This window comes from Sulfurimonas sp., assembly GCF_028714975.1.
In the GTDB taxonomy this organism is placed as follows: domain Bacteria; phylum Campylobacterota; class Campylobacteria; order Campylobacterales; family Sulfurimonadaceae; genus Sulfurimonas.
In genome coordinates, this window is sequence record NZ_JAQTLH010000002.1 from 1 (window position 1) to 15,385 (window position 15,385).

At 36.7% G+C, this 15,385-nt stretch carries 15 protein-coding genes and 2 pseudogenes; 5 read left to right on the forward strand and 12 right to left on the reverse strand.

Annotated elements, in window-relative coordinates; all coding sequences use genetic code 11:
• The 3 genes and pseudogenes from PHQ93_RS01835 to PHQ93_RS01845 all read left to right on the forward strand — a co-directional run.
• A pseudogene (locus tag PHQ93_RS01835) lies at positions 1-212 on the forward strand (porin); the annotation flags it as partial.
• Between the two features lie 119 nt (positions 213-331).
• A pseudogene (locus tag PHQ93_RS01840) lies at positions 332-859 on the forward strand (cache domain-containing protein); the annotation flags it as partial.
• Positions 860-1,522: 663 nt separating this feature from the next.
• The gene (locus PHQ93_RS01845; protein WP_299940818.1) at positions 1,523-2,065 is read left to right on the forward strand and encodes a methyl-accepting chemotaxis protein; all 543 of its coding nucleotides are present in this window, start codon (positions 1,523-1,525) and stop codon (positions 2,063-2,065) included.
• Positions 2,066-2,111: 46 nt separating this feature from the next.
• On the opposite strand, the gene PHQ93_RS01850 is transcribed toward PHQ93_RS01845, so the two are convergent.
• The 10 genes from PHQ93_RS01850 to PHQ93_RS01895 form a co-directional block, all read right to left on the reverse strand.
• Positions 2,112-2,783: a ThiF family adenylyltransferase gene (locus PHQ93_RS01850; RefSeq protein ID WP_299940133.1), complete on the reverse strand. Its 672-nt coding sequence runs from the start codon at positions 2,781-2,783 to the stop codon at positions 2,112-2,114.
• Positions 2,780-3,577: a carbon-nitrogen hydrolase family protein gene (locus PHQ93_RS01855; protein WP_299940136.1), complete on the reverse strand. Its 798-nt coding sequence runs from the start codon at positions 3,575-3,577 to the stop codon at positions 2,780-2,782. The genes PHQ93_RS01850 and PHQ93_RS01855 overlap by 4 nt, the downstream gene beginning before the upstream one ends.
• Positions 3,577-3,789 (reverse strand): exodeoxyribonuclease VII small subunit, encoded by a 213-nt coding sequence (xseB, locus tag PHQ93_RS01860; protein ID WP_299940138.1) that lies wholly within the window; start codon positions 3,787-3,789, stop codon positions 3,577-3,579. Before xseB ends, PHQ93_RS01855 begins: the two co-directional genes overlap by 1 nt.
• Positions 3,782-4,888 (reverse strand): homoserine O-acetyltransferase, encoded by a 1,107-nt coding sequence (locus PHQ93_RS01865; protein WP_299940140.1) that lies wholly within the window; start codon positions 4,886-4,888, stop codon positions 3,782-3,784. Before PHQ93_RS01865 ends, xseB begins: the two co-directional genes overlap by 8 nt.
• A 79-nt stretch (positions 4,889-4,967) precedes the next feature.
• Positions 4,968-8,087 carry an ATP-binding protein gene (locus tag PHQ93_RS01870; RefSeq protein ID WP_299940142.1) on the reverse strand — a complete coding sequence of 1,040 codons (3,120 nt, stop codon included), beginning with the start codon at positions 8,085-8,087 and terminating at the stop codon, positions 4,968-4,970.
• On the reverse strand, positions 8,087-8,905 hold the full coding sequence (locus tag PHQ93_RS01875; RefSeq protein WP_299940144.1) for a substrate-binding domain-containing protein: 819 nt from the start codon (positions 8,903-8,905) through the stop codon (positions 8,087-8,089). The genes PHQ93_RS01870 and PHQ93_RS01875 overlap by 1 nt, the downstream gene beginning before the upstream one ends.
• Before the next feature lie 37 nt (positions 8,906-8,942).
• Entirely contained in the window at positions 8,943-9,281 is a 339-nt protein-coding gene (locus tag PHQ93_RS01880) for a DsrE family protein (protein ID WP_299940147.1), read from the reverse strand.
• A 1-nt stretch (position 9,282) separates the two neighbouring features.
• The gene (locus PHQ93_RS01885; RefSeq protein ID WP_299940150.1) at positions 9,283-10,548 is read right to left on the reverse strand and encodes an O-acetylhomoserine aminocarboxypropyltransferase/cysteine synthase family protein; all 1,266 of its coding nucleotides are present in this window, start codon (positions 10,546-10,548) and stop codon (positions 9,283-9,285) included.
• Between the two features lie 46 nt (positions 10,549-10,594).
• A complete protein-coding gene (locus PHQ93_RS01890; protein ID WP_299940152.1) occupies positions 10,595-10,981 on the reverse strand; it encodes a DUF6858 family protein in 387 nt (128 codons plus the stop codon).
• Between the two features lie 28 nt (positions 10,982-11,009).
• A complete protein-coding gene (locus tag PHQ93_RS01895; RefSeq protein WP_299940154.1) occupies positions 11,010-11,972 on the reverse strand; it encodes an SLAC1 anion channel family protein in 963 nt (320 codons plus the stop codon).
• 146 nt (positions 11,973-12,118) lie between these two features.
• Between PHQ93_RS01895 and PHQ93_RS01900 the strand changes: the two genes are divergently transcribed.
• A complete protein-coding gene (locus PHQ93_RS01900) occupies positions 12,119-12,559 on the forward strand; it encodes a glycine zipper domain-containing protein (RefSeq protein ID WP_299940157.1) in 441 nt (146 codons plus the stop codon).
• A 112-nt stretch (positions 12,560-12,671) separates the two neighbouring features.
• Here PHQ93_RS01900 and guaB read toward each other — a convergent pair whose 3' ends face one another.
• Complete coding sequence (gene guaB, locus PHQ93_RS01905; protein WP_299940160.1) at positions 12,672-14,117, reverse strand: IMP dehydrogenase; 1,446 nt, start codon at positions 14,115-14,117, stop codon at positions 12,672-12,674.
• A 170-nt stretch (positions 14,118-14,287) separates the two neighbouring features.
• On the opposite strand from guaB, the gene PHQ93_RS01910 reads away from it, so the two are divergent.
• Positions 14,288-15,088: an RMD1 family protein gene (locus PHQ93_RS01910; protein WP_299940163.1), complete on the forward strand. Its 801-nt coding sequence runs from the start codon at positions 14,288-14,290 to the stop codon at positions 15,086-15,088.
• Here the strand turns inward: PHQ93_RS01910 and PHQ93_RS01915 are convergent.
• Entirely contained in the window at positions 15,085-15,369 is a 285-nt protein-coding gene (locus PHQ93_RS01915; protein ID WP_299940165.1) for a heavy-metal-associated domain-containing protein, read from the reverse strand. The two genes, PHQ93_RS01910 and PHQ93_RS01915, sit on opposite strands and share 4 nt — an antisense overlap.
• Between the last annotated feature and the right edge of the window lie 16 nt (positions 15,370-15,385).

Consider the following 15,385-nt stretch of genomic DNA (forward strand, 5'->3'; position numbering starts at 1 on the left):
TCTACTATGCAAAATTTGATATGGCAAAGTATAACGGTTACACATACGATAATGCAAGCGAGAGCGGTTTTGACATTATCTACAATCCAAGCATAGTTAAAAACTTACAGCTTCGTCTTCGTGCAAACTATGCAAACGACTTCAATGTAAATGCAGCAGGTGCAACTACAAGTTGGGATGAATATAGATTTATCGCTAACTATAATTTTTAAGGGAAAGTTTAATGGTAAATAATCTGAATGTACAAAAAAAGCTGGCACTTATAGCAATATCAACATTAATATCGGTGTTGGTTTTGAGTGCTTTGCTTCTTTTTAATGAAAAAGAGACCATGCTTGATGAAAAAAAGGCAAAGCTGGCAAATGTGGTTGAACTTAGTTATAGTTTAGTCGATGCAGAATACAAAGCTTTTAAATCAGGTCTTATTGATGAAACAACAGCAAAGCAAAATGCTATCAATGCTATAAAAAAACTAAGATACAACGGCACCGATTATATTTGGATAAATGATGATACGCTGCCTTATCCAAAAATGATAATGCACCCGACTGCTCCGGCTCTTGATGGGAAAGTCTTAGATGCCGACAAGTTTAACTGTGCTACACATCTTCAATATGGAATTAATAACAACGATATAATAGCAACTGACGGTAAGAAAAATCTTTTTCAATCTTTTGTTGAAGTCACAAATAAATCTAATTCAGGTTTTGTAACATACAATTGGACAAAACCGCTTGCAAACGGAGGAGTAACTACAGAAACTTACCCTAAGCTTTCGTATGTTAAAAAATTTAGCGAGTGGGGATTTGTAATAGGAAGCGGTGTCTATATAGATGATATTGAAGTACAATTTTATAAAAATGTAATGCATGCAGCTCTTTATATTTTAGTGATTATTGTTCTGCTCTCACTCCTTTTTATTACTGTTATGAATGATATTGTCCACAAAATAAACGGCTTTAAAGAGGGATTGCTCTCATTTTTTGCCTATTTAAGCAGAGAATCATCACAAGCAAATCTTATAAAAATAGATTCTCGTGATGAATTTGGAGATATGGCAAAACTGATTAATCTAAATATTGAAAAGACGCAAAGAGGGGTTGAAGAAGATAGAAGATTAATAGATGAAACCATAGCTGTTTTAGGTGAATTTGAGCAAGGTGATTTATGTCAAAGACTTGAGTTAAATGTTTCAAATCCTGCTTTAATGCAATTAAAAACCGTACTTAATAATATGGCTTCCAATCTTGAAAAAAATATAAGCAATGTGCTTATAATTTTAGAAGAGTATTCTAGTTATAACTATATGGGTAAAGTCGATGAGAATGGATTAAAAGAGCATATATTAAAACTGGCAACGGGTGTTAATACGCTTGGAGATGCCATAACACATATGCTTTTTGAGACGACTACCAACGGTCTTACTTTGGATGAGAGTTCGGATCTTTTACTCTCTCATGTTGACAAACTTCATAAAAGCTCCATAGATTCGGCACACTCCCTAGAAGAGACATCCGCTGCAATGCAAGAAGTAAGCATTTCAATTGATTCTATTTCACAAAAAACACAAGAAGTGGTTGTACAATCTTCAGAGATTAAAGCAGTCATAGGAATTATAAGTGACATAGCAGAACAGACAAATCTTTTAGCGCTCAATGCTGCCATAGAAGCTGCAAGAGCAGGCGAGCATGGAAGAGGATTTGCCGTTGTTGCGGATGAAGTAAGGAAACTTGCAGAACGAACTCAGAAGAGTTTAGGGGAGATAAATGCAAGCGCAAATCTACTGACACAATCAATAGACGAGATAGGCGATGCGATGTCTAAGCAAAACCATAACATTTCATATATGAGCCAAACGATTGCGGCAATAAGCGAGACTGTTCTTGGCAATACGACAATAGCCAATGAAACATATGATGTATCCTATGGCATTGATAAGATGGCAAAAGAGCTTATCGCCGATACAAGTGATAAAATATTTATCGGTAAAAATGAGTGTAGAAGCAGATTTGATTATCCAAAAACTAGTAATAATAAAAATTATATGCGGAAACAATCCGTATAAAAAGCTTGATTTATATTACGCACTTTTTTATAAAAGTGCGTAAATGTTAAGTTGTCGGCAAAGAGAATTTTTGAGTAACCAACTCTCCCTCATTATTGAAAAAAAGATAGTAAAGTTGATTTTTTTTAACACTTAAACCTGTCAAATATCTAAGTGCCAAATTTGCTTGAAGAGAGGCAATATGCATAACAATCGGAGCAGCAATTCCTGCAGGGGTTTGCAGAATGATTTTAAATGCATCTTTAAACGATGAGTGTTCAAAAAAACAGACCTGACCGTGAAACGCCTCTACGCTTCCATATATCCAAGGCAGATTTTTACTTTTGCAGTATTCATCTATCTCTGCGCGGGTAGGGAGGTTATCGGTCGCATCTATAATCAAATCAACGGTTATATTTTTTTTAGCAAACTCCTCAAAATCACACTCGTGAGAGACTGCTTTTACAAAAGGGCATCTCTGCTCAATCAGCAGTGCATTTAAAGTAGCTTTGTTTTTGCCCTCGTCTCCCACTTTAAAAGCGATTTGTCGGTGGATATTGTGGGTTGAAACTTCATCAAAATCAATCAGATGAATTTCGCCTATACCGCTGGCTCCAAGAGCAAAGGCAAGTGAACTGCCAAGTCCGCCTGCACCTATTATGGCTATTTTTTTGTTTTGAAGCAGGTTTTGAGTCTCTTCTCCCCAAAGCTGTATTTGACGATGAAAGTAGTTTATCATTGCAAGGTTCTTTTATGTATCATCTCTTTAAAACCCCAAGATTTTCTTGCTCGTATGATATCTGAGTGGCTCATATCTACAATCATAAGTTCCTCTTTATTGCCGAGATGTTCCAAGAGTTCACCGTTTGGAGAGGCTAAGAGTGAATCTCCGTAAAAACTCCAGCTGCACTCTTTATCTGCATATTCACCGATTCTGTTTGCTCTTAAAATATAGCAGTTGTGGGTAAATGCACGGGAGAGTATAAGCGCTTTCCATCTCTCATATGAATCAAAAGTCGATACGCTCGGAACTAAAATACAATCAACGCTCTTAGCAGATATTTGAGTAAACATCTCGTCAAAATGGAGTTCAAATCCGCTCATAATAGCAAATTTAAAACCGTCTACTTTGAACATTAGAGGCGCTTCGATTGCTTTTTGTTCATTTGCAAAAAATTTCTCTTCGTTCCAGTGCGGATAATTTATAAGAAGCTGCTGTTGATAGTAAGAGCAAGAAGTAGGAGAAAATTTTGCGATAGTTTTATAAATTTTGCCTTTTTTTACAATTACAAGAGGTGCTACAATTGTCATTTTGTAGCTATTTGCCAACTCTTTTAAAACTTTTATCTGATGATCTGCCTGCTCTTGTATCATACTCGCAGAGAGGGTTTGCAGCTCTTTAAAAAATGGATTTAGCGTATACTCTCCTAAAAGCAAAACTTTTACACCCTGTTTGTTTGCAATTCTGATATAGTTGTAGAGTTTTGTCGAACTCATTCCCTGTGAGCTGAGTTGAAGTACGGCCGCTCTCATTATTTGCCTTTTATCTCTGTAATTTTTATCTGTGCATCTTCTAGTATCTTTTGCGCTTTGCTAAGTTCGCTCATTCCCGTCTCATATGCTTTTACACTCTCATTTAGCGTGATTTCCGGATTCATCAGGGTTTCTAAAACTTTTTTTGCACTTTCCAGTTTTGATTCAAAGCCTTCGGCTTTTTCAGTAAAACTCTCAGTTTTTTTAGCCATTTAAAATATCCTTCACATAATTCTCAAATTTATCAACTTCAACCAAAAAAGCGTCATGTCCGTAATCGCTGTCTATATCGATGTATGTATGATTTTTGTTACCGATTTTAGTAAGCGTATCGCTTATCTCTTTCATTTCAATATTTTTAAAGAGTAAATCATTGCTAAAGCTCATTAGGTGCAACTCGCTGCTTACTTTTTGCAGAGCCTCGCTTAGTGAATCAAATCCGCGTGATAAATCATAAATATTTATAGCTTTTGTAATGTAGAGATAAGAGAGCGGGTCAAACCATTTTGTAAAGTTGTAACCGTTATACTCCAAAAACAGCTCCACTTGAAACTTGCCGAATAGCTCATAAAGTCCGTCCGTATTTTTGTACTCTCTGCCAAACTTGCTCTGCATTGACTCGGGTGATAAAAAGCTTATATATCCCGCCATTCGACCTACTGCCATACCTGAGAGCCCGTTTTGTTTAATTGTTTCACTCTCATAATAGCCCTCTTTAAAATCCGGGTCTTTTAGGATTGCTTCTTGCGATATTTTATTAAAAGCGATTGCCCAAGGCTGTGTTGCATGAGTCGTTGCCATAGAGATTATTTTTGATGCAAAATTCGGGTATGAAATGGCAAACTGAAGTGCTTGCATACCGCCCATTGAACCGCCGATAATCGCATATACATTATGTATGCCGAGTTTGTCAAAAAGAATTTTTTGAGCTTTTACCATATCTTTTACGGTAATGACGGGAAATTTGTAGCGATAAGGATTGTGATGCGGATATTGCGGGCTCATAGGACCCGTTGAACCAAAACAGCTGCCTATTACATTTGTACAGATTACAAAATATTTGTCCGTGTCCACCGCTTTGCCTGAACCGATAAAACTATCCCACCAACCGGCTTTTTTGTCATTTTCATATATTCCAGCGCAGTGATGAGAGCCTGTGAGTGCGTGGCAGATGACGATGACATTACTCTTCTCATCGTTAAGCTCGCCGTATGTCTCATAAGTTATATCATAAGGCTCTAAAATACGCCCGCTTTCTAAATAGAGCGGGTTTGTAAAATGCTCGGTATATGTTTTTAGGTTCAGTGACAACTTTTAGACTCTTTTTTAAAAATAGTATTGCAATTTTAGCGAAAATGGCTTAAGGACACCTCTAACTATTTGTTGTTTTTTATAACTTCCATCCGCTCATAATCTCCAATGCTTTATCATACTCCAACTCTTCTATCTCTTTCTTCCACTCTGCCAACTCGCTTGTATCTACAATTGCGGTTAAGTTTTTAAAAAGAGAATCTATTTTTTTAGATTCTAGTATATCGGATTTTGAAATTGTCTCTTTTGTATCGTAAAAGAGTTTTTTTAGTTCCTCATCATTTAGCTTCTCAAATAAAGTATCGCTCTCTTCATCCAAAACAACCTCTTTAAGTTTCTCTTGCGTATTCTCTAGCGCAACTTTTAATTTTTCTATGTCGCTCTTGGTTATCTCTTGCTTTAATTTGTATTTTGTATCTATATTTTGACAAATCTCATAGAGCAGATTTGCTCTTAGGTTACCGCTTAAGCCTTTAAGCGTATGAACAAGAGAAGGAGCGGTGTCGTTATTGTCCGATATAAGCGTTGTTATATCTTTAAATTTACTTCCGATTTCTTGCGAGAAATTTTTTAAAAGTTTATTTATTAACTCTTTTGAGCTGAAAATTTTCTCCAAATACTCCATATCAAGAATACCGTCTACCGTTTTTAGTGTTGATGGTGTATATTGGATTGTAAAATCAACTTGGCAAAATTTTGCAACCGTTTTATAAAGCTCGTTCATATCTATGGGTTTTCCTAAATGGTCATTCATACCTGCGTCCATAGCTTTTTGTTTATCCTCTATCATAGCCGCCGCCGTAAGCGCTATGATAGGTATCTCTTTATCACTCTCTCTAATGATTTTTGTCGCTTCATAGCCGCTCATAATCGGCATCTGCAGATCCATAAGAATCAGGTTATAGTGAGAAGGATTTGCAAAGTACTTCTCAACCGCCTCTTGCCCGTTATTTGCCATATCTACCTCTATGGATACACGGTTTAACATCATTGATGCAACTTCTTGATTTATTTGATTGTCTTCAACGAGTAGTACTTTTATGCCGTTAAAATTTGGAAGTTTTTCTCTCTCTTGTGGTATAGTTATATTAAAAGCAGCTCTATCCCAAGATGCTACTTCAAATTCCAGTTCAAAACTAAATGTCGTTCCTACGCCCACTTGGCTCTGCGCTCTTAATACGCCACCCATTGCTTCTATAATTCTTTTAGATATAGTAAGCCCAAGTCCAGTTCCGCCATATTTTCTTGTGGTTGATGTATCAGCTTGAGTAAATGGAGTAAATAGTTTTTTTAGCTGTTCTTCGCTGATACCTATTCCGCTATCCTTTACGATAAAGGAGATAATTGCTTTTTTTTCATTAAGCTTCTCTTTTAGCTCAATATCAAGTGATACGCCTCCGCTATGGGTGAATTTTATCGCATTGCTTATGAGGTTGGAGAGAACTTGAGTAATTCTAAGTTTATCGCCTATAATTACGGAGGGCGCATTATCTTTTAATTCACAATGCGTATTAAGAGATTTTTTTCTAGCACTCTCTAAAAACATAAATTTAAGCTGCTCCATAACATCTTCTATTTTAAAACTTTTGTGTTCCAATTCAAGTTTTCCCGCTTCTATCTTAGAATAATCAAGTATATCGTTTATGATTCCTAGAAGCATCTTTGAAGAGCTGTTTACCTTAAGGAGGAGATTTTTTTGTTTATCGTCAAGTTTTGTATCAAAGAGCAGTTCACTTAAACCTATAATGGCATTCATCGGAGTTCTTATCTCATGGCTCATATTTGCTAAAAATTGGCTCTTTGTCTTGTTGGCAAGTTCGGCTTTCTCTTTTGCCTCTTTGATAGCAATCTCTGCCTCTTTTAGTCCTGTTTGGTCAAACATATAGCCTCGTATAGAGGTTAGATTGTTTTTTTCATCTCTCATGAGGTGTGAAAAGTCATAAAACCATCTATAACTACCGTCTTTTAATCTTAATCTATAAGATTGCTCAAAGTTGTCTATTTTGTTTTCTATATAATAAGTAACTTCTTTAGAGATTCTCTCTATATCCTCAGGATGAATAAGATCTGCATATAAAAATGAGTCACTTTGCATCTCACCCCTTGAATAACCCAGAATATTTAAACAGTTTGACGATATATATTTTATAGGCCAATTTTGCGACGGATCCCACTCTACGGTCATAACAGGACCGCTTGAGAAGAGTTTTCTCTCCTCCTCAAGAGCGTTTAGTACCATTTTTTTCTCTGTAATATCCCTAAATACGACTATAGCTCCTCCGTCGTTTGTCGGGGATACCGTTAAATTGACAGCAAAAAATGAGCCGTCTTTTCTTATAAAATAGTCTTCAATCTCTTTAATTTGTCTATCTTGCATGATTAGATAGATAGGGCACTCTTTATGTGAGTAGAGTGAGTTATCCGGTTTATGATGATGAAAAAGGTCATGTTGATGTGTGCTTAAAATTTCCTCTTTTGTAAAACCGAGTAAATCAATAGCACTTTGATTTACAAAAGTGCACATTCCGTCTTTGTCGACGCCGTAAACTCCATCACCTATAGCGTCTATCATAGTGGCTCGCTGCATAATGGATTCACGCTCTTTTTGTGCTATTTTTGACTCTGTTTCTTGAAATTGTTTATAAGATTTTATGATATAGACAATATTTCCTAAAATGAGAAAAATAAAAATAACGCTAAAGACAAAAAGGATAAATATAACTTCTCTTTCTAACTCATTTTCATGTTTTTCTACGGTAGAGAGCAGCTCTTTTATTTTTTGTTGCAGCAGCATATATTTTTGTAGCGAGACTGCATCGGTCTCTTTTGCTTCGGCTGTTCTTTTTTCAAGTGAAATTGATGTGGCGATGACGGCATTTTTAAAAAAATCTATATAAATCTCTTTTAGCTCCTCTGTCGCAAAACCGTGAGTATTTAAAAGATTAAGAGTGTATAGAGCTTTTTTTGATGAGATTGCCGCCTCCGCCAAGTAGTCATCATTCCCGATATGAGCGCTTCTATAGAGGTTTGACGCAACCAAAACTATCTCTTTGTCAAACTGATTTACATAATTTCTATGCAGTAAAATATCTCTGTTTCCCTCATGTATAAAATCATAAGTTATAAACATAGCGATAAAAGAGATAATTAAGACAAATAGATTTGAGATTACGATTTTTTTACTTAGAGATATTTTCATCATCGTACTCTTATAAAAAGATTTTCTTCAACACTGTTTTGTCCGTACTCTTCAAGCATCCAATAGACAAATTTCTCCGCTTCTTTATTTGTCTTTAAAAAAACCAAGTTTAGTTCTCTTCTTATCGGATAGCTTTGATTTTTGATATTCTCTTTGGACGGCTTGACATTTTCAAGTGCTAAAATTTTTATAGGCAGACCGTGTTCCACAATAGCATTAGCAGACCCCGCAGATATGTAGCCGATGCTATTTGGAATTCCGCCGACCCAAACCATCATGTCGTTATTTGCTCCGGCTTCCCACGCCGAGGCATCTATCATCTTTGACTTGTCGCTGTTTTTTGGATTTTGAGGGTGAAAAAGACCGGTATATTTTTCAAAAACAGCTAGCGTTCCGCGGTCTAGCCTTTTTGAAAGCAGATGAATTTTCTCATTTTTGCCGTTAAATTTTTTCCAGTTTTTGACTTCTCCAGTGTAAATCTCTATTAAATCTTTTTTTGATATATTTTGAAGAGGATTGTCGCTGTTTACTAGAAAGGCTAAAGTGTCATAGCCGATTGTTACATGGGAGAGAAGGTTTTTTTCTTGCGGGGTTAAATCTCTGCTGACCATACCGATTTCTATCTTACCAGATAGAAGAGAGTCAACCGCATTTTGGCTACCGCCGCCGGATATGTTTAGTTTTATACCGCTCTCTTCTTTGTATTTTTGAGCAACTTGTTCAATAATAGGCTGTATAGTAGTGGCACCGACGCAGTTTAGTACCGTCTCACCAAATAAGAGACTAAAAGGCAGTAAAAAAACTAAAAAATATCTCATTTTTTATCCAATATATTTGTTTCTAACTACAAGTATTTTAAAATGTAATCACTTTATAATCGCTTTGAAGAGCATTTGTAAGCATCTCTCCCGTATGAGTTAGTTCAACTCCAAGTGCGCTTAATTGCTCCGACACACCGTAATCATCGCTGCAAACAACGCAAACATTAAACTTCACACCTGTTTGCATAACTGTTTTTACTCTCTCTTGAAGCTCTTCATTTTCGGCTAAAAGCTTAGCCGATGGTCCCCAAATCATGATAGTAGCCTCATCCCAGTAACCACGAGGAAGCATCACCGAACCGTATAAAAGTATAAGTTTTTTTGCTACCTCTTCATCGGCGCTTGACCATACTATAAGAAGTTTATTTTTCATTTTATGCCTCCAACGCTTGTTTCATATCGGCTATTAAATCTCTAATACTCTCTAATCCGCATGAGATGCGAATAAGACCTGACGGTACGCCGCAAGCTTTTAGCTCTTCATCGCTTAATTGCTGATGTGTAGTTGAAGCCGGATGAGTGATGATAGACTTGGAGTCGCCTATATTGACTACCAAAGAGTAGAGCTTTGCAGCATTTACTATTTTTGTCGCCTCTGCCAAAGTTGCAACTTCAAAGCTAAGAAGTCCGCTGCACGCACCGCCATCAAAATATTTTTGAGCATTTTTATAGTTTGCGTTGCTCTTTAATCCGGGATAGTTTACTTTTTTAACTTTTGGATGAGCTTCTAAAAACTCTGCAAGTGCGAGTGCGTTTTTGGAGTGTTCACGCATACGAAGAGAGAGAGTTTCCATCCCTTGGATAAATAGCCATGAATTAAACGGAGATAAAACGGCACCCAAATCTCTAGCAAGTGATAGTCTTGCTCTAAGAGTGTAGGGCGGTAGGTTTGTATCGACATATATAAGTCCGTGATAAGATGCATCGGGTTTGTTGAAATGCTCATAGCGTGGATTTGCGCGAAGCTTTTCAACCAAACCTTTTCTCTCGACTAAAATTCCTCCGATTGCAAGACCTTGACCTGTCGTGTATTTGCTTGCGCTATGAACTGTGATATCGGCTCCATGCTCAAACGGACGACACAAAATAGGAGTTGCAACAGTGTTGTCTACTACTGTAAGGATGCCGTATTTGTCGGCGATTTTAGTAATTGTCTCAATGTCTGCTACATCAATGCTTGGATTTGTAAGGGATTCAAAAAAGATAACTTTTGTTTTATCGTCTATGAGAGCTTCAAGTGATGCCATGTCATGAACATCAAAGTATCTTGCCTCAATGCCAAATCTCTTAAGTGTGTGAGTGTTTAGAGTCAAGCTTCCGCCGTAGAGCTGTTTTGCACAAACTATATTGTCACCCGCTTCGGCAGCATTTACGATAGCAAAAAAGATAGCGCTCATTCCGCTTGAAGTTGCAAGCGCAGCCTCACCGCCCTCAAGCATTGCAAATCTTTTTTCAAAAACATCCGTAGTCGGATTATTAAGACGAGTGTAGATATTTCCCAACTCTTTAAGCGAGAAGAGATCTGCGGCATGCTGTACATCGCGAAATTCATAAGCCGTTGTTTGATAAATAGGTACAACCATTGTCCCTTGCGAATCTTTTGTGTAGCCTGCATGAAGTGCTATCGTTTGTAAATCCATCTTTTGTTGCCTTTTTTAGTAATATTTTATCAAAAGATAACTAAAATTATTTTGTTAGACCTTTTGCCCACTCTTGCATGATTTGATGAATCTCCTCTCTTGGAGCTTCCATAAACTCTATCACAAACTTATCTTCAAATTCACAAATACCGATGCTTCTAGGTCGAACGGCTAAAACTTTCGTATTTGGAATTGAAGGTCCAAAGCAAAAAATTATATTTCTAGCATCCAGTATCCCATCCGCAATCTCGCCGTTTAACGCTTTTGTATGTGCGTAATGGTCAAAAAGAGCTATAAACTTTGCTACGGGATGTTTCTCAATTTTATCTTTAAAGTATGCAGCTACTTCATCCATACTTGAGACTCTCATCTCATCTTTTAACAGCTCTAGGCTGTAAATCGGGTATCTATCCATAAAAATTATTTTTTTCATTTTTTTCCTTTATATAATAAAATTAACTCTATTCCCCAATACAAATCTCTTTTTTTCTTATATGCACTATCGTTTGATAAGTTACGATAGATACTATAATAGTTACTACCGCCACCATTATATATGAAAAAATTAGCAAAGACATCTCTTTACTCTGGTTATACATAAGCATAGCGCTAATCGCCATTGCCGCAACAGGAAACACAAATGCCCACCAAGATATAAAAAACTTTATTTTTATAAAATTTTTGTACATAAATGCAACTAAAATCGTAAAAAACAGGGCTAAATTAAAAAGCATAAGAGCAAAAGTGTCAATTACTCCAAACATTTTAAAATATGCTATAAAACCGACAGCCGGAGGGGCAATCAGTATAAAAAAAGTAGGCATAAATTTAACAGCTATTTGGTTATGAAATATAATTCTATTTAAAATAATAGCGAATAAAATTATCCAAAAAAACATTCCGACGCTAAAAAAGTACATAAGCAGACCCAAATTTGCAAAGCCTACACCGCCGATGGGCACTAAAACATTGCCAACTATGGGTATAAACCACGCCGGATTTGAGTGGTCTAGCTGTTGATTTTGATTTATCCAAAAAGAGATAGTGTGCATTGTTAAGTAGAAGTGCAGGGCAGTTCCAAGATACCAAAATATTGCACTTACAAATGTAAAATTTTCTTTGTAAATGATAGAGAGCATTAGCATAGATATAGATACGGCGGCAAAAAAGTTGATTCTCACGGGATGTAAAAACTCATTCTTAACCGCCGTTTTGTACTTTGAAAACTTTCTTATGTAAACGGATGAAACAACGATAAAGACAATCGTAGTAACATACATAAGTACTTCGCCTATTATGGAGGGAAAATTAAGCCAAATAGCGGCTTTTTGATATGTAATCGTAAGCCCGCTCAAACCCATAACAACCGCATACATCATAATAGGAAAAAATTTAAGTCTGCTTTTTTCTTCCGCAATTTCCATATCAGCCTCTTATTATTAATAGTTATAATTTTTATAAATTTTACTATTTTCTATAATAAAAGTCAATAATTTTTATAATGAAAATCAATAATATACAGATTCTATTTGTATGGTACAATTTTAAAAATAAGATCGGAGGAGAAATTATGAAACCTATTCGTTTATTTGTAGCCGCTTTGATGGCAAGCAGCATTATACATGCAGGTGATATTGACGGGAATGCGGTGTTAGGCGGTGCACTCGGTGCTGCAGCAGGTTCGGCGGTAGGTTCTGCCGTCGGCGGAAGAGAAGGTGCAATTATAGGTGCAGGCGCCGGCGGTGTCGTTGGAGCGGCTATTGCAAGCGAAAGAACGCCAAGAAGAGATGATCGTGGAAGAGTCATCGAAAGAGAAAGAATTATTGTGCGAGATAGAGGTGATGATCCTAATGTACATTATGATCAGGGAAAACATAAGGGATATTACAAAAAGAAACATAAAAAGAAATATAAATATGAGCATGATCATGACCGCGACTATTATCGTGACTACGACCGTAATCGTGAACGATATTATGAACATGACCGCTCTCGCGGAAGAGATTGGTAAAATAATTTAACTTTGCGAACAAACTATAGATTGCTTCGTCGCTTAGCTCCTCGCAATGACGGTTATTGAGATTACCGCGCTTGTCATTACGAGCGAAGCGCGGTAATCTAATTTATATGTGGTAGTTTGGTGCTTCTTGCGTTATGATAACATCGTGAACATGACTCTCTTTTAGTCCCGCACTCGTTATCTCGACAAACTCTGCTTTATCCCAAAATGTAGGTATATCTTTGCTTCCGCAGTAACCCATAGATGAACGAAGTCCGCCCATCATTTGATGTACTATGCCGGCTATGCTTCCTCTAAAAGGCACACGACCCTCAATTCCCTCAGGTACAAGCTTATCTGCCGCCGTTCCTTCTTGGAAATATCTATCGTTTGACCCTTTTTGCATAGCACCGATACTTCCCATACCGCGGTATGATTTGTACTGGCGGCCTTGAAACATTATAGTCTCACCCGGTGATTCTTCAGTCCCTGCTAAAAGTGAACCTGCCATAATACAGCTTGCCCCTACTGCTAAAGCTTTTGCTATATCGCCAGAGTATTTAATCCCGCCGTCTGCTATAACAGGAACGCCATGTTTGCGTGCAGCATCAGCACACTCGGCAATAGCAGATATTTGAGGCACGCCGACACCGGCAACGATGCGTGTCGTACAAATAGAACCCGGTCCGATTCCTACTTTTACGCCGTCCGCACCGGCTTCAATAAGTGCTAGAGCTGCTTCAGCCGTTGCTATATTTCCTGCAATTACATCTACCGTTAAAGTTTTTTTAATCTCTTTAATCGTATCTATAATTCCTTTTGAGTGACCGTGCGCAGAGTCAAGAACCAAAACATCACAGCCTGCATCAACCAAAGCTTTTGCTCGGTCTAGTTGCCCGACACCGATAGCCGCACCTACTATAAGTCTGCCGAAATCATCTTTGTTTGAGTTTGGATACTCTATACGTTTTTTGATATCTTTTATCGTTACAAGACCTTTTAAAAATCCTTCATCATCTATAATAGGAAGTTTTTCAATCTTGTTTTTGTGCATAATGTCTGCTGCTTCGTCTAACGAAATCCCGCTTTTTGCAGTGATGAGAGGCATCTTTGTCATAACTTCATCCGCGCGTTTATTCATATCTTTTTGAAATCTCATGTCGCGATTTGTAAGAATTCCTAAAAGTTTATTGTGTGAATCTATTACGGGAACACCTGAGATTTTAAACTCATTCATAAGCTCGCTTGCGTCAGCCAATGTAGCTTCAGGGTAGACATAAATAGGATCTATGATTATACCGCTTTCGCTTTTTTTAACTTTTTTAACTTGTTTGCATTGAGTTTCGATATCCATGTTTTTATGGATAATCCCGACTCCTCCAAGTCTTGCCATAGCAATAGCGGCTTGATACTCCGTAACCGTATCCATTGCAGCAGAGACCATAGGGATTTTTAGTGAAATATTACGTGTTAATTTACTCTCAAGAGAGACCTCTTTAGGCAATACTTCAGAGTATTGAGGTACAAGCAGAACATCTTCAAATGTTAGGGCGCGTTTACGAATTTTCATGATAATCCTTTTAAGGGTAAAAGTTATAAATTCTTTGGATTATAGCCTTTTTGTGGTTAAAAAGAGGTAAAGCAATTTTTAATAGAGCTTTCTTTAAGAGATTAAGTAATAAAATCGAAATAGAAAAAGTGTATAATAGAGCAAAAATTGATATTAATTAGGGCTGTAAAATGGAATCAAGAGTACTGTTTGTATCCATAGAAATACCGATAATCATAACTAAAAATGATTTGGAAAAAGAGTTTCCGGGGCTTATTTTAACAACAATAGAAAAGTCGCTAGTAGGAGAGATTGCAAATGATAAGTTTATATTTACCACTTCCTTTGGAGTTATCACATTTTGCAATTTCAGTCATGATGAGATAAAGTCGTTTTTACAGAGACTTAAAATCAAAGAGGCGCCACACTATCAAACCGCACTTGTAAATCAAGACTACCCTATGATTATAGATGCTCTTTACGAAAAACCGCTTATAGATACTCACACCATAAAGTACAATAAATTTAACAAATCCGTAGCCTCCATAATTTCTCTTGCACTCTCTCAAAGCGTCGGACTTGAGATAAGAGAAAAATCACTTGAAAATAAGATGCAAGAGAGCAAAAAACTATACGAAAAGATAGAAAATATCAAAGCAAACGATAGAAAAAATCTTATGAGTTTTGCCGGTAGTATAGCAAAAGAGAGATTTGAGATACTTAGTCAGCTCTATTTGTTAGATAAGCCTGACATCGTTTGGGATGATATAGAACTTGAGTCGCTTTACAATCAACTTGCACTTCAACTTGAACTAAAGTCAAGATTTGAAGTCATAGAGTATAAAATATCGTTTTTAAAAGAGTCTGTAGAGTTTATAACGGATAGAGTAAACCAAAAGTCGAGTGAATTTTTGGAGTGGATTATCATCTGCTTAATCGTAATAGAGATACTTTTTTCAACTTATGAGTACATTATTAAGCCGAATTTTTAATTTTCATTTATTTTTCCGATAGCGCATGAGATGAAGCTTTTGGCTTTAAGTCCGCTCTTTGTAAATGTTCCTAACTCTTCGTCTTCAACGGGATAGCCGAGAGATCTTATTTTTTTGCGAAAACTGACCTCTGCTTCTTCGTCTTTTATCTCAAGTATGATAACTCTAGGCTCTTGCATCAAATTAACAGCAACCTCGCCAAATTCATCTTTTAAAGACTCTTTGATGGTATTTGCACATCCGCCGCATTTTACATTGAGTACTTTGAAACTTTTTTGCATAGTTGACCTTTTTTAT